This window comes from Streptomyces antioxidans, assembly GCF_000968685.2.
Lineage (GTDB): Bacteria > Actinomycetota > Actinomycetes > Streptomycetales > Streptomycetaceae > Streptomyces > Streptomyces antioxidans.
In genome coordinates this window covers 36,825-57,406 of the sequence record NZ_LAKD02000055.1, presented here as the reverse complement: position 1 = coordinate 57,406, position 20,582 = coordinate 36,825, and the positions used below count along the sequence as shown (strand labels likewise).

General features: G+C 71.6%; 20 protein-coding genes. 10 read left to right on the top strand and 10 right to left on the bottom strand.

From position 1 onward, the window contains the following. Position 1: 1 nt before the first annotated feature. Both VT50_RS22325 and VT50_RS22320 read right to left on the bottom strand, forming a co-directional pair. Entirely contained in the window at positions 2-1,591 is a 1,590-nt protein-coding gene (locus VT50_RS22325) for a xylulokinase (RefSeq protein ID WP_046087220.1), read from the bottom strand. A gap of 78 nt (positions 1,592-1,669) precedes the next feature. Continuing rightward, positions 1,670-2,677, bottom strand: coding sequence for a fatty acid desaturase (locus VT50_RS22320; RefSeq protein WP_078840778.1), 1,008 nt, complete (start codon positions 2,675-2,677; stop codon positions 1,670-1,672). 170 nt (positions 2,678-2,847) lie between these two features. On the opposite strand from VT50_RS22320, the gene VT50_RS22315 reads away from it, so the two are divergent. Continuing rightward, positions 2,848-4,131 (top strand): NAD(P)/FAD-dependent oxidoreductase, encoded by a 1,284-nt coding sequence (locus VT50_RS22315; protein WP_078840777.1) that lies wholly within the window; start codon positions 2,848-2,850, stop codon positions 4,129-4,131. Positions 4,132-4,190: 59 nt separating this feature from the next. Here VT50_RS22315 and VT50_RS22310 read toward each other — a convergent pair whose 3' ends face one another. The 5 genes from VT50_RS22310 to VT50_RS22290 are packed head-to-tail and all read right to left on the bottom strand — an operon-like array spanning position 4,191 to position 8,752. After that, entirely contained in the window at positions 4,191-4,913 is a 723-nt protein-coding gene (locus VT50_RS22310) for an ABC transporter ATP-binding protein (protein WP_046087218.1), read from the bottom strand. Beyond that, positions 4,910-5,623, bottom strand: a complete 714-nt coding sequence (locus VT50_RS22305) for an ABC transporter ATP-binding protein (RefSeq protein ID WP_158083222.1) — start codon at positions 5,621-5,623, stop codon at positions 4,910-4,912. The genes VT50_RS22310 and VT50_RS22305 overlap by 4 nt, the downstream gene beginning before the upstream one ends. Continuing rightward, positions 5,616-6,617 (bottom strand): branched-chain amino acid ABC transporter permease, encoded by a 1,002-nt coding sequence (locus VT50_RS22300; RefSeq protein ID WP_046087216.1) that lies wholly within the window; start codon positions 6,615-6,617, stop codon positions 5,616-5,618. Before VT50_RS22300 ends, VT50_RS22305 begins: the two co-directional genes overlap by 8 nt. Continuing rightward, positions 6,614-7,477, bottom strand: a complete 864-nt coding sequence (locus VT50_RS22295; protein ID WP_046087215.1) for a branched-chain amino acid ABC transporter permease — start codon at positions 7,475-7,477, stop codon at positions 6,614-6,616. The genes VT50_RS22300 and VT50_RS22295 overlap by 4 nt, the downstream gene beginning before the upstream one ends. A 3-nt stretch (positions 7,478-7,480) precedes the next feature. Then, entirely contained in the window at positions 7,481-8,752 is a 1,272-nt protein-coding gene (locus VT50_RS22290; protein ID WP_078840776.1) for an ABC transporter substrate-binding protein, read from the bottom strand. Positions 8,753-8,984: 232 nt separating this feature from the next. Between VT50_RS22290 and VT50_RS22285 the strand changes: the two genes are divergently transcribed. Further along, positions 8,985-9,767: an alpha/beta hydrolase gene (locus VT50_RS22285; protein ID WP_046087213.1), complete on the top strand. Its 783-nt coding sequence runs from the start codon at positions 8,985-8,987 to the stop codon at positions 9,765-9,767. A gap of 68 nt (positions 9,768-9,835) precedes the next feature. Next, positions 9,836-10,942 (top strand): zinc-binding dehydrogenase, encoded by a 1,107-nt coding sequence (locus VT50_RS22280; RefSeq protein ID WP_276207319.1) that lies wholly within the window; start codon positions 9,836-9,838, stop codon positions 10,940-10,942. Positions 10,943-10,961: 19 nt separating this feature from the next. On the opposite strand, the gene VT50_RS22275 is transcribed toward VT50_RS22280, so the two are convergent. The 3 genes from VT50_RS22275 to VT50_RS22265 are packed head-to-tail and all read right to left on the bottom strand — an operon-like array spanning position 10,962 to position 13,317. Continuing rightward, entirely contained in the window at positions 10,962-11,852 is an 891-nt protein-coding gene (locus VT50_RS22275; RefSeq protein ID WP_046087212.1) for a 5-oxoprolinase subunit C family protein, read from the bottom strand. Further along, the gene (locus tag VT50_RS22270) at positions 11,849-12,541 is read right to left on the bottom strand and encodes a 5-oxoprolinase subunit B family protein (protein ID WP_046087211.1); all 693 of its coding nucleotides are present in this window, start codon (positions 12,539-12,541) and stop codon (positions 11,849-11,851) included. Before VT50_RS22270 ends, VT50_RS22275 begins: the two co-directional genes overlap by 4 nt. Continuing rightward, positions 12,538-13,317 carry a LamB/YcsF family protein gene (locus VT50_RS22265; protein ID WP_107424860.1) on the bottom strand — a complete coding sequence of 260 codons (780 nt, stop codon included), beginning with the start codon at positions 13,315-13,317 and terminating at the stop codon, positions 12,538-12,540. Before VT50_RS22265 ends, VT50_RS22270 begins: the two co-directional genes overlap by 4 nt. A gap of 224 nt (positions 13,318-13,541) precedes the next feature. On the opposite strand from VT50_RS22265, the gene VT50_RS22260 reads away from it, so the two are divergent. The 7 genes from VT50_RS22260 to VT50_RS22230 all read left to right on the top strand — a co-directional run bounded on the left by VT50_RS22260 (position 13,542) and on the right by VT50_RS22230 (position 20,541). Continuing rightward, entirely contained in the window at positions 13,542-14,297 is a 756-nt protein-coding gene (locus tag VT50_RS22260; protein WP_240529254.1) for a GntR family transcriptional regulator, read from the top strand. 140 nt (positions 14,298-14,437) lie between these two features. Next, on the top strand, positions 14,438-15,160 hold the full coding sequence (locus VT50_RS22255) for a DUF969 domain-containing protein (protein ID WP_046087209.1): 723 nt from the start codon (positions 14,438-14,440) through the stop codon (positions 15,158-15,160). Then, complete coding sequence (locus VT50_RS22250; protein WP_046087208.1) at positions 15,157-16,125, top strand: DUF979 domain-containing protein; 969 nt, start codon at positions 15,157-15,159, stop codon at positions 16,123-16,125. Before VT50_RS22255 ends, VT50_RS22250 begins: the two co-directional genes overlap by 4 nt. A gap of 14 nt (positions 16,126-16,139) precedes the next feature. Next, the gene (gene pcp / locus VT50_RS22245; protein ID WP_046087207.1) at positions 16,140-16,784 is read left to right on the top strand and encodes a pyroglutamyl-peptidase I; all 645 of its coding nucleotides are present in this window, start codon (positions 16,140-16,142) and stop codon (positions 16,782-16,784) included. 56 nt (positions 16,785-16,840) lie between these two features. After that, on the top strand, positions 16,841-17,884 hold the full coding sequence (locus tag VT50_RS22240; protein WP_046087243.1) for a DUF2891 domain-containing protein: 1,044 nt from the start codon (positions 16,841-16,843) through the stop codon (positions 17,882-17,884). Between the two features lie 130 nt (positions 17,885-18,014). After that, entirely contained in the window at positions 18,015-19,547 is a 1,533-nt protein-coding gene (locus tag VT50_RS22235) for a hypothetical protein (RefSeq protein ID WP_046087206.1), read from the top strand. Positions 19,548-19,674: 127 nt separating this feature from the next. Continuing rightward, a complete protein-coding gene (locus VT50_RS22230) occupies positions 19,675-20,541 on the top strand; it encodes a hypothetical protein (RefSeq protein WP_075200397.1) in 867 nt (288 codons plus the stop codon). Positions 20,542-20,582 lie beyond the last annotated feature (41 nt).

Below are 20,582 nucleotides of genomic sequence, written 5' to 3'. Positions count from 1 at the left end.
GCTACCGGTTGCCGCCCGCGCCGACGATCTCGCTGGGGCCGGGCCGGCCGTACTGCGCGACAAGCCGGTTGTGGCGGTTCATGCTGCCCTTGAGGTCGAGGTAGATCTGGTGCCAGAGTCCGAAGAACTCGCCGTACATCCTGTGCCGTCCCGCGTCGGGTTCCACGGTGTGCTTGAGGGGGGCGAGGGACTTCACCGGCTCGCGCATGTCGCGGTACAGCCCGGCCCCGGTCGCCGCGACGATGGCGTCTCCCAGCGGGGCGGCCTCGTCCACGTCCGGGACGACGAGCCGATGGCCGGTGACGTCGGCGGTGATCTGATTCCACAGCGCGCTCTTCGTCGGGCCGCCGTTCAGGATGATCTCGTCGAACTCGACACCGGCGTCCTGCGCGATCCGGACGTTGGAGTACACATCGAAGGCGACACCCTCGATGAGCGCCCGGATGAAGTGCGCCCGGGTGCTGAACGGCTGCACGCCGAAGAACACCCCGCACGCGTTGAGGTCCCAGCGCGGCGCCAGTGAGTTACCGAGGTAGGGCAGGTAGAGCAGCCCGTCGGCGCCGGGTGCGATCCGCGCGGCCTGCTCTGTGACCAGGTCGAAGACATTGCTCCCCATGCGCTCGGCCATGACGACCTCGGGATCGGCGAACTTGTCGCGGAACCACTTCAGCGAGGCGCCGGTGAAAGCCATCGGAGCGTCGAACAGGGTCAGTCCGTCGATGACGTGCGGCCACTTGAGGATGCGGTACTCAGGTATGTCCTGTTCGCGCGGCACGACGATGCCGAGGTTGGAGCCGGTGCCCATCGAGTAGTACGCCTGGCCCGCCTCCGTGACCCCGGCTCCCAGGGCCGCGGCGCTGATGTCCGTCCCTCCGGCGACGACGGCGGTGCCGGCCCTCAGCCCGGTCTCGGCGGCTGCCTCGGCGGTGACCTCGCCGATGACCTGCTGCGATGCCTTGATGTCCGGGTAGATCGCCGGGTCGAGGCCGAGATCGGCGGTCAGCGAGTGGTCCCACCTCCCGGTCTTGTGCTCATAGGGGTAGAACAGCCCCGCGTCGCCGGGGTTGATCGTGTGGGCGCCGGTGAGCCGCAGGTTGCAGTATCCGGTGGGCGAGAGGATCTTGTGGATCCGCCGGAACGCCTCGGGCTCGTGGGCGCGCATCCAGAGCAGCTTCGGTTCGATGAACCAGGACGCGATCCGGTTGCCGTTGACGGCGTTGATCCGCTCCTCGCCGACGCGTTCGCGGATCTGCTCGCACTCGGCGTGGGAGCGCGAGTCCATCCAGATCATCGCCGGCCGCAGCGGACGGCCCGAAGCGTCGACCGCGAGCGTCACCCCGACGAGCCCCGAGACGGACACGGCGACGACGTCACCGGAGTCCCCCGGCAGCTGGCTCATACAGCCGCGGATACAGGCCGACACCGCGTCCCAGTACTCGTCGGCGTGCTGCTCGGCCCAGCCGGGATGCGGATGGTGCAGAGGATGCTCGGCCGCCGCGGTGGCGACGACGGTGGCGGTGCTGGTGTCGAGGACACACGCCTTGACATTCGTGGTGCCGATGTCGACACCGAGCGTCAGCTGTCCGGGCACGGATGCTCCTTTGCATCGTTCGGGCCGGGGTCCACGGCGACGGTTCGGGGGGAACCGCACCATGGACCGGGGCGGCGTTCACCGTCCGGCCGTGGCGGCCAGGGCGGTAGTGGTGGGGACGGTCGATCCGGCGCCATTGCCGAGATTGGCGACGATGTCGCGGTGCGCGCGCACATAGCCCTTGCTGATCACGTACTCGCGCTCCTCCGGCTTGCCCGGCAGGGCCTGGTGCAGTGCCCGCAGGTTGTGGAACGGCACCGACGGCGCCATGTGGTGCTCGGCGTGGTAGGGCATCTGCCAGTAGAGGAAGCGGACCACCGGGTTGCTCAGCGTCGTCCGGGTGTTGGTGAGCGGGTCGGCGCCCTCCTCCATGCCGGTGTGCTCGGCCATCCTGACCAGCCGCAGCGTCGGCTCGGCGATGATCCGCGGGACGATCCAGAAGGCCAGCACTCCGATCCAGAAGGAGAAAACGACCGACGCCGCCGCGAGCGCCGCGTAGAACCCGACCATCAGCCGCGCCTCCCAGATGATCCGGGACCGCTCCGACTCCGGGAGGAAGGTCTTCTCGCGCTCGTTGAAGCGGCCGGTGACACCGCGGTAGAGCGTGCCGATCATCTTCGGCCAGAATTCCATGCCGAAGACCTCACCCAGGTATTCCGCCAGGCCCTCCGGCATCGCCACCTGGTCGGGGTCGCGCTCCGGATCCTGGGTGTAACTGTGGTGCGCCGCGTGCCGGTACCGGAAGTAGAGCGCGGGGCGCATCAGCACAGCCCCGCAGAACGTCGCGAACGTGGAGTTCATCCAGCGGGTGCGGAACGCGGTGCCATGCGTGCACTCATGCATCGGAGCGAACAGGAACACCAGGGTGATGCCGTGGGCGAACATCGTCGGCAGCATCCACCACGTGCCCCAGCTCAGCGCGATCAGCGTGGCGGTGACCGCCGCGATCAACAGGTGGCCGACGACGTAGCGCAGTGCGGGCGCGTTGCGCCGGCGCTGAAGAGCCTTGAGCTCCTTGCGCGGCAGCGGGGGTTTCGGGGGTTTCGCCCACGGATCGACATCATCGGGGGTCAGCATCGGCCTCATCGCTCGCTCTTTCCCTTCGTCATTTCCCTGATGTCTTTCAAACTGTCGGCCGTCCGGCTGGGAAAGTCGAATCCAAAAAACACAACAAAGGTATTGAGTGGATCTATATCTGCAGGTCGATAACGGTAAATGTCATCGACCGGCAATTCGTTGACTTGTCGAATGAAAAGATGCATCCTCCTCTTCCCGAGGGCTTGCTGGAAATCGTCGAAGGGGAGAATATGGAGCGCTATGACCGCGTCGTGGTGGTGGGGGCCGGGCTGGCCGGTGTGAGCGCCGCCGACGCCCTGCGCGACCAGGGGCACAGCGGGACCATCACCCTGATCGGGGCGGAGGACCGTCTGCCCTACGACCGGCCACCGCTGTCCAAAGCGGCCCTGCTGGACGATCCCCGCCCGCCCGAAGAGCAGCTGCGCCCCGAGCCGTTCTACACCGACCGCGAGGTGACGCTGCGGCTCGGAGTGCCGGCCACCCGGCTGCTCCCGTCCGAAGGAGCCGTGGAGCTCGCCGATGGCGCGATCATCGCCGCCGACGCCGTGCTGCTGTGCACCGGCGGCACGCCGCGGGCGCTCGACGTCCCGGGCAGCGCTCTCGAAGGCGTGTGCACCTTGCGGACCGCCGAGGACGCCGCACGCATCAGGGGGTACCTGGAGCGGGGTGGTCCGGTGGTGGTGGTCGGCGGTGGATTCATCGGCACCGAGGTCGCCGCCGCGGCATCGGCGCGGGGCTGTCCGACCACCGTCATAGAGGCGGCGGAGCTGCCCATGCTGCGGGCTCTGGGGGCGGACGTGGCGGCCAGGCTGACCGAGGCCCACCGTGGGCGCGGGGTGACGGTGCGCACGGGCGTGGGCGTACGGGGCTTCGCGGGCGAGGGCCAGGTCCGGGAGGTCCTGCTCGACGACGGGTCCGCGCTGCCGGCCGACCTGGTCGTCGTCGGTGTCGGGATGGCGCCGGAGACCCGGCTGGCCACCGGCGCCGGGATCGCGGTCCACGACGGCGTGCACGTGGACGCCCGGGGACGTACCTCGAACCCGTCGGTATGGGCGGCCGGGGACGTCGCCGCCCGGGCCGCCGCGGACGGCACCCGCCGCCGCGTGGAGCACTGGCAGAACGCCAGGGACCAGGGCGCCGCACTGGCGCGTTCGGTGCTCGGGACGGGCACGGCCGCGGTGGCGGCCGTCCCGTGGTTCTGGTCCGACCAGTACGACCTGAACATCCAGCTCGCCGGGCATCCGGACCCGGGCGACGCGCGGTCCTGGCGCGGAGACCCGGACGCCCTTTCGTTCTCGGTGCTGCACCACCGCGGGGGCGTCCTCACCGGGATCACCGCGGTGAACCGCGGCCGGGACGTCCGGCCGGCGATGGAGCTGATCCGTAGCGGTACGGTGCTGGACGCCGCGCTGCTCGCCGATCCCGCGGTGACGGTGAAGCAGCTGCTCAAGTCGGCTCGCTGAGGGCGCGGCGGGTGGTGTCGGGACCCGGACGCCACCCGCGGGACGCATCGCCACCGCCCTCAACCCAGATAGGTGGCCATCAGCCGGTCGTCGTCGGCGAGAGCCGACGCCGGGCCGTGCTCCACGACCACTCCCTGGTTCAGCACATAGACCTCGCTCGCCAGCCGGAGGCCGAGCGCAACGTTCTGCTCGACGATCAGCACGCTGCGCCCCTCCTCGCCGAGCGTGCGGATGAGGTCCGCGACCTCACCGACGACCTTCGGCGAGAGTCCCAGCGAGGGCTCGTCGAGCAGGAGGAGCGGCGGGTCGGTCATGATCGCCCGGCAGATCGCCAGCAGCTGCTGCTGGCCCCCCGACAAGTTGCCGGCCATCGTGCGGCGGCGCTCCGCGAGCCACGGAACGCGCTCGTACGTCTCCCTCACCCGGCGACGGGCCAGCGACGGGCTCAGCGTCACCGCGCCCATGAGCAGGTTCTCCTCGATCGACATGGCCGGGAACACCCGGCGGCGCTCCGGGCAGAGCGAGAGCCCGGCCGCCAGGCGATCCCGCGCCGAGTCCCTGGTCCGGTCCACGCCGAAGACCTCCACGGTGCCCCGCACCGGGCGGTCGTGGATGCCGGCGAGGACCTTCATCAGAGTCGACTTGCCCGCGCCGTTGGGGCCCACCACGGCGGTGATCGTGCCGGTCCGCGCGACGATGTCGACCCCGCACAGGACGTCGCCGTGGCCGTACCCGGCCCGCAGTCCGCCGATCCGGAGTGCTGGGGTGTCCGTGCCGTTCATACCGCCTCCGCTCCGAAGTACGCCTCGATGACGCGGGGGTCCTCACGGACCTCGGCCGGCGGGCCGCTGGCGATGACCTTCCCGAAGTCGAGAACCACCAGGCGTTCGCACACGCCCATGACCAGTCGCATGTTGTGGTCGATCAGCAGCACCGAGCAGTCGCGTTCGGCCGGGATCCGGCGGATCACATCGATCATGCGCGACAGTTCCTCGCCCGCCGTGCCGACGGCGGGCTCGTCAAGCAGCACCAGGCTGGGCCGCGACGCCAGCGCGACGGCGATCATCAGCAGCCTCTGCTGGAGATGGGTGAGATCGTCGACCGCGGCCCCCTCGATGCCGTCGAGCCCGACGAAGGCGAGGCAGTCGGTGGCGAGTTGGCCGGCATCCGTCCCCCGCCCGGCCTCGGTCCCGGCGAGCGTGACGTTCGACGTCGCGTCCACATCGCCGAAGAGCCGGGTCTCCTGGAAGGTCCGTGCCATCCCGAGGTGCACCCTGCGGTGCGGGGCGACCCGGGTGACGTCCCGCCCGGCGAAGCGGACGCTGCCGCCGCTCGCCCTGTTGTTGCCCATGAGCAGCGAGACCAGGGTGCTCTTGCCCGAGCCGTTGGGTCCGATCACTCCGACGATCTCCCGTTCACCGACCGTGAAGGACACTCCGTCGACTGCCTTGACACCGCCGAAGTGCCTGCGCAGCCCGTCAGCCTCAAGCATGGTCATCCCCCTGTCCCGGTCCGACCGCCACGGCTTCCCGTGACGGCTCCCGTATCGTGGCGGGCCGTGGGCTCCGCCGACGGCTCCGCTGGGTGAGGCGGGACGCGGCGCCGACGATCCCGTCCGGGGCCAGGCCCATGACCAGGACGAACGCGACCCCCATGAACAGATAGCGCGCCTCCTGGGCGAACCGGAACGCCTCCGGCAGCCCGATGAGGAATGCCGCTCCGAGCAACGGACCGGCGACGGTGCCCGGACCGCCGACGATCAGCGCCACGAACACCAGGAACGACTCGAAGAAGTTGAACAGGTCGGGTGCGACGTAGAAGGAGTTGTTGGCGAGCAGCACCCCCGCCAGGCCGCCCACGGCGGAACCGAGCACGAACGCCTCGAACTTGCGCCGGCGCACCGGGATCCCGATGGACTCGCTGAGGCTCTCGTCCTGGCGCAGGGCGTCGAGGTGCCGGCCCAGCGGTCGGCCCGCGATCCACGCGGTCAGCCCGGTGAGCACCGCCTGGATCGCGAGCAGGAAGAGGAACCATCCGGTGCTGTCGGTGAACGGCCGGGTGAATCCGCCGATGCCGAGCGAACCGCCGAGGGATTCCTCGTTCTGCATCACCGTGGTGAACACGACCCCGAGCAGCAGTGTCGCGATGGCGAAGTACTGGCCCTGGAGCCGCAGCAGAGGGACGGCGACGACCGCGCCCACCGCGGCCGCCGCGAGCGGCCCGACGACCATCACCGCCCAGAACCCCCAGTGGAGGGTGTTCACGGCGTACGCGCCGGCGTAGGCGCCGACCCCCATGAACGTGGCCTGCGAGAGGTTGGGATAGCCGCCGAAGCCGGCCAGCAGGTTCAGACCGCTGGTCGCCACGGCGTAGATCAGCACCGTGCTCAGTACCGAGAGCAGGTAGGGGTCCGCTCCGGTCAGGGCGTACACGGCGAGCGCGAGGAGGACCGCCGAGGGGACGAGGAGTGACAGATTGGGTCTCACGCCGACCGCACCTTCCTTCCGAACAGCCCGTTCGGTTTCACCACGAGGACGATGAGCAGCACGACGAAGGCATAGACCGGTGCGTAGGCACCGGAGATCAGCGTGGTGCCCGCGACCTCGACGGCCCCGACGAGGAAGCCGCCGACGATGGCACCGGGAACGCTGCCCAGGCCCCCGATGATGATCACGACGAACGCGCTGAGGATGACCGAGTCGGCCATATACGGATAGGCGGGGGTGAGGGTGCCGTACGCGAGCGCCGCGGCCCCCGCCAGCAGACCGGAGACGAAGAACGCCACGATCGAGGTTCGGCGCACCTGAACGCCCATCAGCCGGGCGGCGATCCGGTCCTGGGACACCCCGACGATCGAGCGGCCGGTCCGGGTGCGCCGCAGGAACAGTTGCAGCGCCCCGATCGACACCACCGCGAGCGCGACGACCACGACGCGTACCGCCGAGATCCGCTCGTCGGCCAGTGCCATGGTCTCGCCGCTGTAGGGCACCGGCACCGCCCGCCGCTGCGCGCCCCAGACGAGCAGGTTTCCGCTGTCGAGCACCATCAGGATGCCCAGCGCCACCGCCGGCCCGGCCGCTGCCCCACGGCCGCTCCGCAGGGTCGGCGCGTAGGCGAAGCGCTCGATCAGGACCGCGAGGACACCCGCGGCGAGCATGCCCAGCAACACCATGGCCAGGAACGGGACCTCGTGCGAACCGAGGTACACCATCAGGAGCGCGGCGGTGGCGACGACTCCGGCCTGTGCGAAGTGCGGGATGCCGACCACCCCGTAGACCAGCGAGAGCCCGACCGCGAGCAGGGCGTAGAGCGACCCGAGGGTCACCGCGTCGATGACAACACCCATGGCTCAGCCCTTCGTCGCGGAGGTGTCGGGGGCGGTCACATCGGCGCGCCGCACGGTCTGCCCCGGGAGACCCGCCGTGTAGTAGTACGACGGCGCCCAGGTGTTGTGCGCGGTGTCCCAGGACATCGCGACCGACAGGGAGGTCGCCTGGCGCTGCTTGTTGAACAGCCGCTCGCCGCCCCGCTTGCGCCAGCCGGTGACGGTGGCGGACGGTACGGTCAGGTCCCGCAGCGCGTCGCTGATCGCCTCCTTGTCGGTGACGGTGTCCGCCTTCTCCATCGCCGCCTTGGCGATCCACACCGCGTCGTAGGACCACTGGGTGAGGTCGATGCCGTAGCTGCGGTAGCGCTGCTTGAAGTCCTTGCCGAACTGCTGGGCGGCGCGTGACGGGTTGGTCTGCGGGGTCACCCCCTCGAACTCGTGCACATGGGCCATGACGCGGCCGTAGAGGCCCGGCCCGATGAGATCGCGGGCCTGGTCCGGCGTCATCCCGGTGTACATCGAGACCGGGATCTTGCTCCCCGCCTGGTACAGCTGGGTCAGCAGCGGCGCGACGGCCTGGGTCGAGCCGCCCACGTGGATCGCCTCGGGGTGGGAGGCGAGCGCCTTGCGGACGGATGACGACAGGTCGGTCGAGTCCGCCGGGTACCGGACCTCGGACACGACCCGGCTGCCGGACTTGGCCGCTGCCTCCTTCAGAGAGGCGAGTTGACCGTTGGCGAACGCCTCATCCGGCCCGATGTAGGCGATGCGGCGGGCTTTGTACTTCTTTTTCATGTAGGTCGGAACGCCCGGGATGATATCCGGGGTGAAGGGGCGCAGAAGAAAGACGTGGTCGTCGAGATCGGTGACCGGCGGCTGCCATGTCGCGGCGAGCACATCGACCGTGGGCACCGGGTTCGCCTTGAGCAGCGGAGCCACGTTGTAGGTGCTCCACGCGGTCATCAGGAAGGGCACGTGATCCCGCAGGACCGCCTGCGGAAAAACCTGCGGAATGTTCTTCGCATAGGCGGTTCCATCGTCGTAGACCGCGAGCTCGACCTTGCGGGCCCTGCCGTCGACGGTGATCCCGCCGGCCGCGTTGACGCGGTTGACGGCGAGTTCCGCCGCCTGCCGAAGGGGCTTCCCGTAGGTAGCGTTCGCACCGGTCATGGGCAGGATGGCGCCCAGCCTCACGATGTCGCCGCCGCTGTCGGCGCCACAGGCGGAGAGCCCGGCGGAGAGCAGGACGACGGCGGTGGCGACCGCCACGCCCCTGGACACTGTGGACTTCATCGTCCACCTCCTGATGCAATGCGGATTCGGAACGAAAAGCGGGAAAGCCCATGGAGCGAGACGGCCCGAATACCATCGATGAACTGAGCCGAATCTGGCCGAGTATTCCCGTGGAGTCAAGAAACTGTTTTTCAATGCGGGTCATTGAGGAAATGTATGAATGATTCACGTGCCCCGGCCGGGAGGGGTAATCCGGCGTCGGGGACGGCGGATGAGCGCTTAGCATCGCCGGATGGCCTCACTCGGATTCGGAACCCGTCGGCTGCGCTACGGCCCCGGTGCGCATCAGGTCGGCGAACTGCTGCGCCCGGACGGTCCGTCCCGCGGGGTGGTCGTCGTCCTGCACGGCGGCTTCTGGCGGGCGCACCGCACACTCGAGATGACCGCCCCCGCCGCGGCCGAGTTGACCCGTCGGGGATGGGACACCTGGAACGTCGAATACCGGCGGGCCGGCCAGGGCACCTGGGAGGACACCCTGGCCGACTGCGCCGCCGCCGTCGACCATGTCGCGGCGCTGGCGGAGAGCCACGGACTCGACCCGGGCCGGGTGTTCCTGCTCGGCCACTCCGCGGGCGGCCATCTCGCCGCCTGGTGCGCGGGCCGGGCCGCCGTGGCGGAACGCGCGGGGCACCCACCGCCCGCTGTTCGGATCAGGGGCGTGGTGACCGCGGGCGGTGTACTCGACCTCGTCGCCGGCGCTCGGGCCGGGACCGGTGACAGCGCGGTCGCCCAGTTCCTCGGCGGTCCCCCCGACGCGGTTCCCGCACGCTACGCGGACGCGGACCCCACGCTGCGGCTTCCCACCGGCGTCCCGGTCCGGTGCGTCCACAGCCGCGCCGACGAACGCGTTCCGTTCTCCCAGTCCGAGCGTTACGTCACGGCCGCGGTGGCGGCCGGGGACGATGCGCGCCTGCTGGCGGCGACCGGTCCCCATACTGGAGCGATCCACGTCGGCTCTCCCGACTGGGACGTCGTGACCGCGGCTCTCGGCGAGCTCGGTCAACCGCACGGATAGCACCGGTCAATGCGGCGGATCGAAGCTTTGTATTCGACGCCCTCGAGTCGCCCTCATACGGTGATGCGGTGATTCGCTCCCACGCCGCCGTCCTGCACCGGCCCGGCGAGCCCTTGCGCGTCGAGACCATCGAGGTCGCCCCGCCCGCCGTGGGTGAGGCGCTTGTCGAGATCGTCGCGAGCGGGCTCTGCCACACCGACACCACGACCTTCGACGGCGACAACCCGTCCTGCCGCTACCCCGCCGTGCTCGGCCACGAGGGCGCCGGCCGCGTCGTCGAGGTCGGTCCCGAGGTGGCCGCGCTGCGGCCCGGGGACCATGTGATCCCGCTGTACGGTCCCGAGTGCGGTACCTGCGGGATGTGCCGCAGCGGACGGACCAACCTCTGCTGGACGATCAAGGCCACCCGCGACCGCGGTGTGATGCCCGACGGCACCTCGCGCTTCCGCCTGGGCGGCGAGACCGTGTACCACTTCATGGGCACTTCCACCTTTTCGCGGTACACCGTCGTCCCCGAGATCGCGCTCGCCCGCATCCGGCCGGATGCCCCGCTGGAATCCGTCTGCCTGCTCGGATGCGGCGTCACGACCGGAGTGGGCGCGGCACTGGACGATGTGCGCGAGGGAGATACGGCCGTGGTGTTCGGGCTCGGCGGGATCGGCACCAATGTCGTCCAGGGCGCCCGCATCGCCGGAGCGAAGCGGATCATCGGCGTCGACACGGTCGCGGCCAAGCGCCCGCTCGCCGAGCGGTTCGGGATGACCGACTTCGTCGACGCCTCAGCGGTGGAGGACGTGGTGGACGCCGTGCGCGACCTCTCCGGCGGCGGGGCCGACGTCGCGTTCGAGTGCACGGGGATCGTGCCGGTGATGCGCCAGGCCGTGGACAGCTGCACGGTGGGCTGGGGGACCTGCGTACTGCTGGGGGTCGAGCCCACCGGCTCGGAGCTGTCGTTCCCCCCGGTCCGCGCACGCTACGGCCGTACGATCAAAGGCAGTTACTTCGGCGGGGTGAAGGGGCGCAGCGGCATCGGCAGGTTCGTCGACCTCTACGTCGAGGGCGTTCTGGACATCGATTCCCAGATCACCCACCGCGCACCCCTTACGGACATCAACGCGGGGTTCGACCGGATGGCTCGCGGTGAGGGAGTCCGCACCGTCGTCACCCTGGGCTGACCGGACACCGCTCCCGTCCTCACCTCGCTCCCGTCGTCCGGGGCCGGGGCCCGAACGGGGTGAACCGCACCGGAGTGCCGGGGACGGCCTGCGCCGCCGCGGCCAGATACCGCTCCGGTACGACGCCCACGACCGGGTAGCCGCCGGTCGTCGGATGGTCGGCGAGGAAGAGCACCGGCCGTCCGTCCGGCGGGACTTGGAGCGCGCCGAGTGCCATGCCCTCACTGGCCAGCTCCCCGTCCCGCGCCCGCTCCAGCGAGGGGCCCTCGGTCCGCAGCCCGATCCGGTTGCTCGCGGCCGACACGCGGAAGTCCCCGGTGGAGAGGGTGCGCAGCCCAGCGGGGGTGAACCAGTCGTGGCGCGGGCCGGGCACCACGGGGAGCACCAGCTCGGGCGCGACGCCCCGGTGCGGCACCCCGTCCACGGCGGGCACCGGCCCGCGCGGCCGGCCGAGCCGCAGCACCGCGCCGTCCGCGAGCGGCGCCGGGCCGAGACCGGAGAGCACATCCGTGGCCCGGCTGCCCAGCACCGGCTCGGCCTCGACACCGCCGTCGAACGCCACATAGCTGCGCACCCCATGGGCGGCGGCCCCGGCCTCCAGAAGCGCGTCCGACGGCACCCGTACGGCCGCGCCCCAGGCGACGGGGCGGCCGTCGACCGTGACCGTGCAGGGCGCGCCGGTGACCGCGACCGTCGCCGGGCGGCGCAGCCGCACCGCACAGCCGGTGAGCGTGGTCTCCAGGGTCGCGGCCCCTTCGGCGTTGCCCACCAGGCGGTTGGCGAGCCGGTGGGCGGGCTGGTCGAGCGCCCCCGAGCGGGGCACCCCGAGATGGGCATGGCCGACGCGGCCGAGATCCTGGACGGTGGTCAGGGCTCCCGGCCGTACGACGACGAAGGCGCTGTCGGTCATGGCGCCGCCCCTTCCGGGTCCGCGTCACCCGATGCCGCCCCTTCCAGGGCCGCGCTGTCCGATACCGGTACCAATACCGGGATGAAGCGGACGCGAGTGCCGGGCGTGAAGAGCGCGGCGGGTTCCCGCGCGGTGTCCCACAGCACGGTGTCCGTGGTGCCGATGAGCTGCCAGCCGCCGGGGGAGGAGCGCGGATAGACGCCCGTGTACCCGCCCGCGAGGGCCACCGAGCCGACCGGCACCCGGGTCCTGGGCGTCGCGTGGCGCGGCACGTGGAACCGCTCGGGCAGCCCCGTCAGATAGCCGAAACCGGGCGCGAAGCCGCAGAAGGCCACCCGGAACTCGGCGCCGGAATGGATCCTCACGGCCTCCTCGGGTGTCACCCCCCACCGCTGTGCGACCTGGTCAAGATCGGGTCCGTCGTAGCGCACGGGTACCTCGACGATCTCGCTGTCGCCGCGGTCGAGTGGCGGTATCCGCCAGCCGGGCAGCTCGGCGGCGAGCCGCCCGGGGTCGGCGAGCCCGTCGAGGAACACGGTCCGGGCGGCGGGCACGATCTCGCGCACGGCGGGCAGCCGCCGCGTGGCGGCGCGGCGCAGCAGCTCGGCGTGGAGCGCCTCGGCCGCCTCGCCGCTGTCGACCTCGATGAGCAGCCCGTGTTCACCGACGGGCAGGGTCCGCACCGTCATGTGAACGCCGCCACGCGCACCCCCGCGGCGGCCAGTTCGGACCGCACCCGGTGGGCGAGGTCGGCGGCGCCGGGGGTGTCGCCGTGGACGCACAGCGAGCGCACGTCCACCTCGACGCGCCGTCCGTCGACCGAGGTCACCGCGCGGTCGCGGGCGAAGCCGAGGGCGCGCTTGACCACCGTGTCCGGATCGTGGACCACGGCGTGGGGCTCGCCGCGCGGCACAAGCGTCCCGGCGGCGGTGTAGGCGCGGTCGGCGAACGCCTCGGCGATCACCGGCAGTCCGGCCGCGCGGGCCGCCTCGTGGAGCCGGGAGCCGGGCAGTCCCAGCACCGGCAGCGGACCACCGGTGGCCAGCCTGACGCCCTCGACCACGGCGTCGGCCTGCGCCTCGTCGTGCACACAGCGGTTGTAGAGCGCGCCGTGGGGCTTGACGTAGCGCACCCGGGTACCGGCGGCCCGGGCGAAGATCTCCAACGCGCCGATCTGATACGCGATCTCATCGGCCAGCTCCCGGGCCGGTACGTCCATGCTGCGCCGCCCGAAACCGGCCAGGTCCCGATAGGAGACCTGGGCCCCGACGCGCACTCCGCGCTCGGCGGCCAGCTCGCACACCCGGCGCATGGTCGAGGGGTCCCCCGCGTGGAAGCCGCAGGCGACATTGGCGCTGGTGACGATGGACAGCAGGGCCTCGTCGTCGGTGAGCTGCCAGCGGCCGAACCCCTCGCCGAGGTCGGCGTTGAGATCGATGGACAGGTTCGCCAAGGGTGCGGTCATATCCGTCCGTTCGGGCGTGGGGGGATACATGAGGGGTTGCGGATGGCACCACAAGGTAAGCGATCGTTGAACGATCCGACAAGATGGTTGTTGTCCGGTGACGGTTTCTGGGCTTGACTTCTCGCTATACGGGACGAACGAGACATCGAACAGGGGTTGATGTGGCGAACGGGGCAAAGGGTGCAAACCGCCGCTCCGGCGAACCTTCGGACGCGTCGCCGGAGATGCCGGAGCCGCCGGGAGCGGCGGAGGCCGCGGAGCCGGTGGAGCCGGACGGATACGCCCCGGCCTCCGGTCTCGCCGCCGGACTCGAGGCCGACCGGGCGCTGCTGGGGCGCACCAGCACGGCGGAGCGCGTCGCGGACATCCTGCGCGACCGCATCGCCGAGGGGTTCTTCCCGCCCGGCACCCGGCTGTCCGAGGACAGCGTGGGCGGCGCCCTCGGGGTCTCGCGCAACACCCTCCGGGAGGCGTTCCGCCTGCTGACCCATGAGCGGCTGCTGGTGCACGAGCTGAACCGCGGCGTCTTCGTCCGCGTCGTCACGGTCGATGACCTCAATGACATCTACCGGGTGCGCCGGCTCGTCGAATGCGCGGCGGTGCGCGGCCTGGGCGAGCCGCCGTACGAGGTGCGCGCGGTCGAGGCGGCGGTCCTGGCGGGCGAGCGCGCCGCCCGGGACCGGGCCTGGCAGGACCTGTCCACCGCCAATATCCGCTTCCATCAGGCGATCGTCTCCCTCGCCGGAAGTCCCCGGGCCGATGAACTGATGCGCGCGGTGCTGGCCGAGCTCCGGCTGGTCTTCCACGTCATGGCCGACCCCCGCCGCTTCCACGCCCCCTATCTGGTGCGCAACCGCCAGATCCTGGAGGTGCTGCAGGGCGGTGACGCGGTGGAGGCCGAGCGGCTGCTCGCCTCCTATCTGGACGATTCCCAGGGACAGTTGGCCGATGCCTACGGGCGGAAGATGTCCCGGCGATAGAGGTTTCCCGGCGGTAAACGATCCGGCGGAGCAGAAACAAGTTTGTTTCAGGCTCTTGTCGGATCGTTGAACGAACGCCTAGCCTCCGGTGCACCCTCCTCACGCCCCCGTGAGGTCCTTGTGCGCGGAAGGCGGGACGCATGATCGTTCTCCTTGGCGTCCTCGTGGTGATCCTCGGATTCGCCACACGACGCAACCCGTTGCTGGTGGTGGGGGTCGCCGGCATCGCCACCGGACTGCTGGCCAAGCTCTCGCCCCAGGAGATCCTGGCGGCCTTCGGCAACGGCTTCGCCTCCAGCCGCTCGGTGACGATCTTCGTCATCACCCTGCCCGTGATCGGCCTCCTGGAGCGCCACGGCCTCCAGGAACAGGCCCGTATCCTCATCGGACGGCTCGGCAAGCTCACCACCGGCCGGTTCCTCGCCCTCTACCTGTTGCTGCGCCAGCTCACCGCCGCCCTCGGCCTCACCAGCATCGGCGGCCCGGCCCAGAGCGTCCGGCCCATGGTCGCGCCGATGGCCGAGGGCGCCGCCGAGCGCCGCCACGGCCCGCTGCCCGAACGGGTCCGCGAGCGCGTCCGCTCGTACTCCGCCAGCGCCGACACGGTCGGGCTGTTCTTCGGCGAGGACTGCTTCCTGGCCATCGGCTCGATCCTGCTGATCACCGGGTTCGTCAACACCACGTACCACACCCATCTGGAGCCGCTTCAGCTGGCGCTGTGGGCCATCCCCACCGCCGTCTGCGCCTTCCTCATCCACGGCTTCCGGCTGCTGCGCCTGGACCGCTCGCTGGACCACGACCTCGCCGCCCCCGGCGGCCGATCCGCTGCCGAGGGCAGCCGCACCGCGGAGGAAGCCAAGTGATCAAGGCGGAGTGGTTCTACTGGCTCGTCGGCGCCGTCTTCGTCGCCATGGCCGCCCAGATGGCCGTCGACCGCACCAACCCCAAGCGCCTGGGCTCGGCCGCCTTCTGGGGGCTGCTCGGCGGCTGCTTCTTCTACAGCGGCTGGGTGGTGGAGAAGAAGGCCCCGGCCGAACCGCTGGGCGTCGCCGTCCTCGCCATGGTCTGCCTGGGCGGCTTCCAGCTCACCGGGCGCGGTGTGCCGCGCACCACCACCCCCGAGCAGCGCGCCGCGTCCGCCGCCCGGCTCGGCAGCAGGCTGTTCGTCCCGGCGCTCAGCATCCCGCTGGTGGCCGTCGTCTGTGCCTCGGCCGTCAAGCACTGGCACATCGGGGGCGAACCGGTCCTGGAGGCCGGCAGCGAGACCATCCTCGGCCTCGGCTTCGGTGCGATCGTCGGGCTGCTCGTCGCCATGGCCGTGGTGCGCGAGCGGCGGGCCGCGGTGCCCCTGCACGCCGGCCGGAGCCTGCTGGAGTCCATGGGCTGGGCGCTGCTGCTGCCCCAGCTGCTCGCCGTGCTCGGCTCCATCTTCCAGGAGGCAGGGGTCGGCACCCAGGTCGGCAAGATCACCGAACAGGTGCTGCCGGAGGGCCAGAAGTACGTGGCCGTGGCCGTCTACTGCGTGGGAATGGCCCTGTTCACCGTCATCATGGGCAACGCCTTCGCCGCGTTCCCCGTGATGACCGCCGCCATCGGCTGGCCCGTGCTCATCGAGCAGATGCACGGGGACGCGCCCGCCGTCCTCGCCGTCGGCATGCTGGCCGGGTTCTGCGGGACGCTCGTGACGCCCATGGCCGCCAACTTCAACCTGGTGCCCGCCGCCCTGCTGGAACTCAAGGACCAGTACGGGCCCATCAAGGCGCAGATCCCCACCGCCGGGGCGCTGTTGGTCTGCAACATCGCCATCATCTCGCTGTTCGCGTTCTGAAGGGGGCCGCTGCTGTGACCCGCGTGCTACTCACCGGCTTCGAACCCTTCGGGGGCTCGGCCGTCAACCCGTCGTGGCAGGCCGTCTCCCTGGTGGCCGCCGATCCGCCGCCCGGCGCCGAGGTCACGGCCGTACGGCTCACCTGCGCCTTCGGCGCCGCCATCGAGGAGCTGTCCGCCGCCGTGGCGGAGGCCGATCCCGACCTGGTGCTGTGCGTGGGCCAGGCGGGCGGCCGTCCCGGTGTCACCGTCGAGCGGGTGGCGATCAACGTGGACGACGCCCGGATACCCGACAACGCCGGACGGCAGCCCATCGACGAACCCGTGGTCGAGGGCGGCCCCGCCGCCTACTTCGCGTCCCTGCCCGTCAAGGCGTGTGTCGCGGCCGTCCGCGGGGCGGGGATTCCGGCCGCCGTCTCACAGACCGCCGGAACGTTTGTGTGCAACCACGTCTTCTACGGTCTGGCCCATCTCATCGCCACCGAGCGGCCCGCCCTGCGCGGCGGCTTCGTCCACCTCCCGTACGCGCCCGAACAGGTCGTGGACGGCGCCGAACCCGCACTGCCCGCCGCCATGGCCGCCGACGCGCTGCGGGCGGTCATCGGGGCGGCCATGAGCACCCGGGCCGATCTGCGCGTCGCCGAGGGGGCGACGCATTGACCGCGTACGAGCCGGACCCCTCGTACGAGCCGGACCCTTCGTACGAGCTGGACGAGGTGCACGAGCCGGACGGGACGGGGCGCGAACTCGGCCCCTACGCGGCCCGGTTCGCCGCCCTCGCCACCGCCAACGTCACCCGCGCCTACCCCAACGCCCCCGCCCATCTGCTGCGCGGACCCGAGGACCTGGTCGAGCCGCGCCGGCACCACCCCGCCTTCTACGGCTCCTACGACTGGCACTCCGCGGTCCATATGCACTGGCTGCTGGTCCGGCTGCTGCGCCGCTGCCCCGACCGCGTCCGCGCCGACGAGGTCACCGCCGTACTGGATGAGCACCTTACGGTCGGCGCCATCGCCGCCGAGGCGGACTATCTGCGCGCCCATCCCTCCTTCGAGCGCCCTTACGGCTGGGCCTGGCTGCTGGCGCTGACCGCCGAGTGCCGGAGCCTGCCGGGGCCCGCGGGCGAGCGCTGGGCCGAGGCCCTGGAACCGGCCGCCGACGCCGTCCGCGCACTGCTGGCCGGATGGCTGGAACGCGCCACCTACCCGGTGCGGCACGGCGTCCACACCAACAGCGCCTTCGCCCTCGGGCTGGTCCTGGACAGCGCCGCCGCCGCGGGCGCCAAGGGGATCGTCGAACCGGTCACCGAGGCCGTGCTCGACTGGTTCGCCGACGACCACGACGCCCCCGTCCACTGGGAGCCCTCCGGGCAGGACTTCCTCTCGCCCGCGCTCACCGAGGCCGAGACGGTCTGCCGGGTGCTGCCGGAGGAGGAGTTCGCACGCTGGCTGGAACGCTTCCTCCCCGGCGTCGAATGGGGCGCGCCCGTCACCGTGCTCACCCCGCCCATCGTCTCCGACCCCGGCGATCCGCAGATCGGCCATCTGCTCGGACTCATCCTCAGCCGGGCCGCCGCGCTCCGCCGCCTGGCCGCCGCCCTGCCGTACGGCGATCCACGGGCGGACGTGCTGCGCACGGCGGCCCGCGACCATCTGGCCGCCGGGCTCCCGGCCACCGTCTCCGGGGACTTCACCGGCGACCACTGGCTCGCCACCTTCGCGGCGCTCGCCCTGGACGGACCACCGGCCGGTGAGCCGTAGACTGACGGATCGGTGAGGTGCGGGGGACGCGCCGGTGTACGCGCGTACGCGGGTGGGGGACCTGGTGCGTCATAGCGGGATCTCCGTGCCGTTTCGTACGTTGTCGGTGCGACCGCCTACTCTGTGCGACGTGACATCTCCACCCCCGGGGGCCGCCGCGCCCCAGCTCAACACCGCTGAAGGGGCCGCCCGCCCGGCCCCCGGCCCGGCCGCGGACGAGGGCCTGGCCCGGCGGCTGCGCGCGCTCGCCTGCACCGCGCCGCTGCACGACCTGGACGCGCGCAAGGCCAACCTCGCGGGGGAGTACGGGGTGTACGCGATGGCGGAGGTCGCCCTCGCCGCCATCGACCTCGTCACCCTCCACATGGACTTCGACACCGGCGCCGACCACGAGCAGATAGTGGCCAGGCTGCTGCCCCGGGTGGCGGCCCAGGCCCCCCGCCGCCCCGCCGCCGAGCACGACCGGGTCGCCCGCTGGGTGCTGGAGAACCTGATCAACGTCGGCAGTGTGGACCGCGGCTTCCGCGCCGTCTACGGCACGTTCGGGCCCGACGGGGTATATGTCCGCAGGGACTACGACTTCAAGCTGATCGAGGAGGTGCCGGGCCCCGGCGGCAGCGTCTATCTGCGCACCACCGACGAGGCGGTCAACGTCCTGGTCGGCGCCCTCGACACGGATGTCACCAGCGCCCAGATCGCCGCCGAGGTCAAGCTGGAGGTCCTGATCAGCCGGGGCCGCCTCGCCGACGCCCAACTCGCCGCCGAGCAGGCCCGCTACCGCACCGTGCAGTACTCGGAGACGCTGCGCCGCACCCTCGACGCCACCCGGCGCAACGTCCGCGCGGTCGACTGGCTGAGCACCGTCCCCGAGCTGATCAGCGAGGCGCTCGACCACGTCGCCGACCGCTACCGCCATGAGAACGCGATCCTCACCAACATCCGCAAGGCGCGCGACGAGGCCGAGAGCGCCGAGCACAAGCGGCGCGCCGCCGAGCTCGTCGACATCGTCAAGGACTGCATCCGGCGCCACACCCAGCTGCAGTCCCGGCTGCTGGAGGCCGGTCCGCTGTTCCGCGCCGAGCAGGACCGCCAGGCCTTCGCGCCGCCCGCCCCGCGCTCCGGATACGACCTGTACGGACAGCTGCTGGCCCCCGTCCTCCCGCTGCCCCTGGAGCGCGCGGGCCGGGTCACCGACGCGTTCTTCGCCCGTGGCACGGGGCTGCGCACCCCGACCTCGGTGCGGATGAGCGACCTCGTCGAGATGCTGCTCACCCCGCCGGTCGAGCGGGAGCACCTGGGCGCCGAGATGCCCGATCCCGATCTCATCGCCACCCCCGACGACAGCCGCTTCAGCGAGGAGCAGCTGGCGGTGGCCATGGAACTGCTCGAACTGCCCGCGGACGCCCCGCGACGGCTGTCCGGGCTGCTCGCCGACGCCCGCCGCCGCGACGCCGAGCTGCCCTATCTGATCGCCCTCCTCGCCGTCCACGCCGCCAGCCCCCCGGTCGGCACCGCCTACCGCCAGGGCGAGCAGCGGCTGCTGTTCGCCGTGGACGACGGCACCGAGCTGGACGACCCCGAATTCGGCGGCGCCGACCTCATAGTGGGCACCGCCCTGCTGGACGCGGCCGGTATGGCGGCCGACCGCGCGGAGGTGGCGTGATGGCCGCGGCCCATGAGCACGCCCCCGTGCGCCGGGGTGGCGTGATGGCCGTGACCCATCAGGACGCCCCGTGTGAGCACGCCCGGTGCGAGGAGGTTCAGCCGTGACCGAGTACGACATCGACGCGATGGCGATGACACCGCCGGACGCGGCTCCCGCCCCGGCGGCGGCCGGGCTGTCGCCCGCCGACGCGGCAGACGCCGCGCGGCTGGTGGCCTTCGGGCTCCAGCCCAAGCTGCTGCCCGCGCGGGACGTCGAATACGCCGAGCTGCTGCGCCGCCACCGCGACGAACCGGCCTTCGCGCGCCTCACCGACGCCATCGCCGCCGGGCTCGGGCTCATCGTGCTGGAGGTGTCGACCCGCGCCGGAATGGCCGTGACCGCCGCCGAGGACTCCGTCTTCGCGGTCCGCATGGGCGACTACGCCCGCCGCGCCGCCACCGACTCCGCCGACCGCTTCCTGCACGGCCTCGCCCATCTCGCCGTCGCCGCCCTGGCGTTTCCCCGCCCCGAGGACCTTGCCGACGACGGCTATATCGGCCGTGTCACCGTCAACGGTGTGGACGCCTTCGTCCGCCAGGCGTGCCGACGGCTGGAGGAGCGCGCCGAGGAGCAGGGGGAGAACACCGACCCCGCCACCGGTGCGCCCGGGCTGGAGTCCGCCTGGCGGGTCTACGCCCGGCGCAGTGCGACCGGCGCCACCAAGGACGCGCGCAGGCTCGCCGGTTCCACCACCGGCATCGTCGGCAAGGCCGTCGCCTTCCTGGTCGACTCCGGCTTCCTCCAGCGCACCGGCGACGAATCCGGCGGCACCTACCGCACGACCGCCCGCTACCAGCTCCAGGTGCGCGACATGGCGGCCTCCGCCGCCATGGCCGAGCTGCTGGAGCTCGGCGTCGTCCCCGTCAGCGACGGCGGCGCCACCCTGCTGCCCCCCGACCAGGGGGACGACCTGGACCTGGTGGCCGACGCCGGTCTCCCCTTCCACTCCTGAACCCCGACGCCCAGCCCCAGCTTCCGACAACCCAGCTTCCG

Excerpts from the sequence above, each read along its gene's own strand:
- VT50_RS22320 (WP_078840778.1), bottom strand. The coding sequence starts at position 2,677 with ATGAGGCCGATGCTGACCCCCGATGATGTCGATCCGTGGGCGAAACCC.
- VT50_RS22265 (WP_107424860.1), bottom strand. The coding sequence starts at position 13,317 with ATGACCGCACCCTTGGCGAACCTGTCCATCGATCTCAACGCCGACCTC.
- VT50_RS22285 (WP_046087213.1), top strand. The coding sequence starts at position 8,985 with ATGGCCTCACTCGGATTCGGAACCCGTCGGCTGCGCTACGGCCCCGGT.
- VT50_RS22305 (WP_158083222.1), bottom strand. The coding sequence starts at position 5,623 with ATGCTTGAGGCTGACGGGCTGCGCAGGCACTTCGGCGGTGTCAAGGCA.
- VT50_RS22270 (WP_046087211.1), bottom strand. The coding sequence starts at position 12,541 with ATGACGGTGCGGACCCTGCCCGTCGGTGAACACGGGCTGCTCATCGAG.
- VT50_RS22310 (WP_046087218.1), bottom strand. The coding sequence starts at position 4,913 with ATGAACGGCACGGACACCCCAGCACTCCGGATCGGCGGACTGCGGGCC.
- VT50_RS22260 (WP_240529254.1), top strand. The coding sequence starts at position 13,542 with ATGCCGGAGCCGCCGGGAGCGGCGGAGGCCGCGGAGCCGGTGGAGCCG.
- VT50_RS22230 (WP_075200397.1), top strand. The coding sequence starts at position 19,675 with ATGGCGATGACACCGCCGGACGCGGCTCCCGCCCCGGCGGCGGCCGGG.
- VT50_RS22290 (WP_078840776.1), bottom strand. The coding sequence starts at position 8,752 with ATGAAGTCCACAGTGTCCAGGGGCGTGGCGGTCGCCACCGCCGTCGTC.
- VT50_RS22315 (WP_078840777.1), top strand. The coding sequence starts at position 2,848 with ATGCATCCTCCTCTTCCCGAGGGCTTGCTGGAAATCGTCGAAGGGGAG.
- VT50_RS22255 (WP_046087209.1), top strand. The coding sequence starts at position 14,438 with ATGATCGTTCTCCTTGGCGTCCTCGTGGTGATCCTCGGATTCGCCACA.
- VT50_RS22295 (WP_046087215.1), bottom strand. The coding sequence starts at position 7,477 with ATGGGTGTTGTCATCGACGCGGTGACCCTCGGGTCGCTCTACGCCCTG.
- VT50_RS22275 (WP_046087212.1), bottom strand. The coding sequence starts at position 11,852 with ATGACCGACAGCGCCTTCGTCGTCGTACGGCCGGGAGCCCTGACCACC.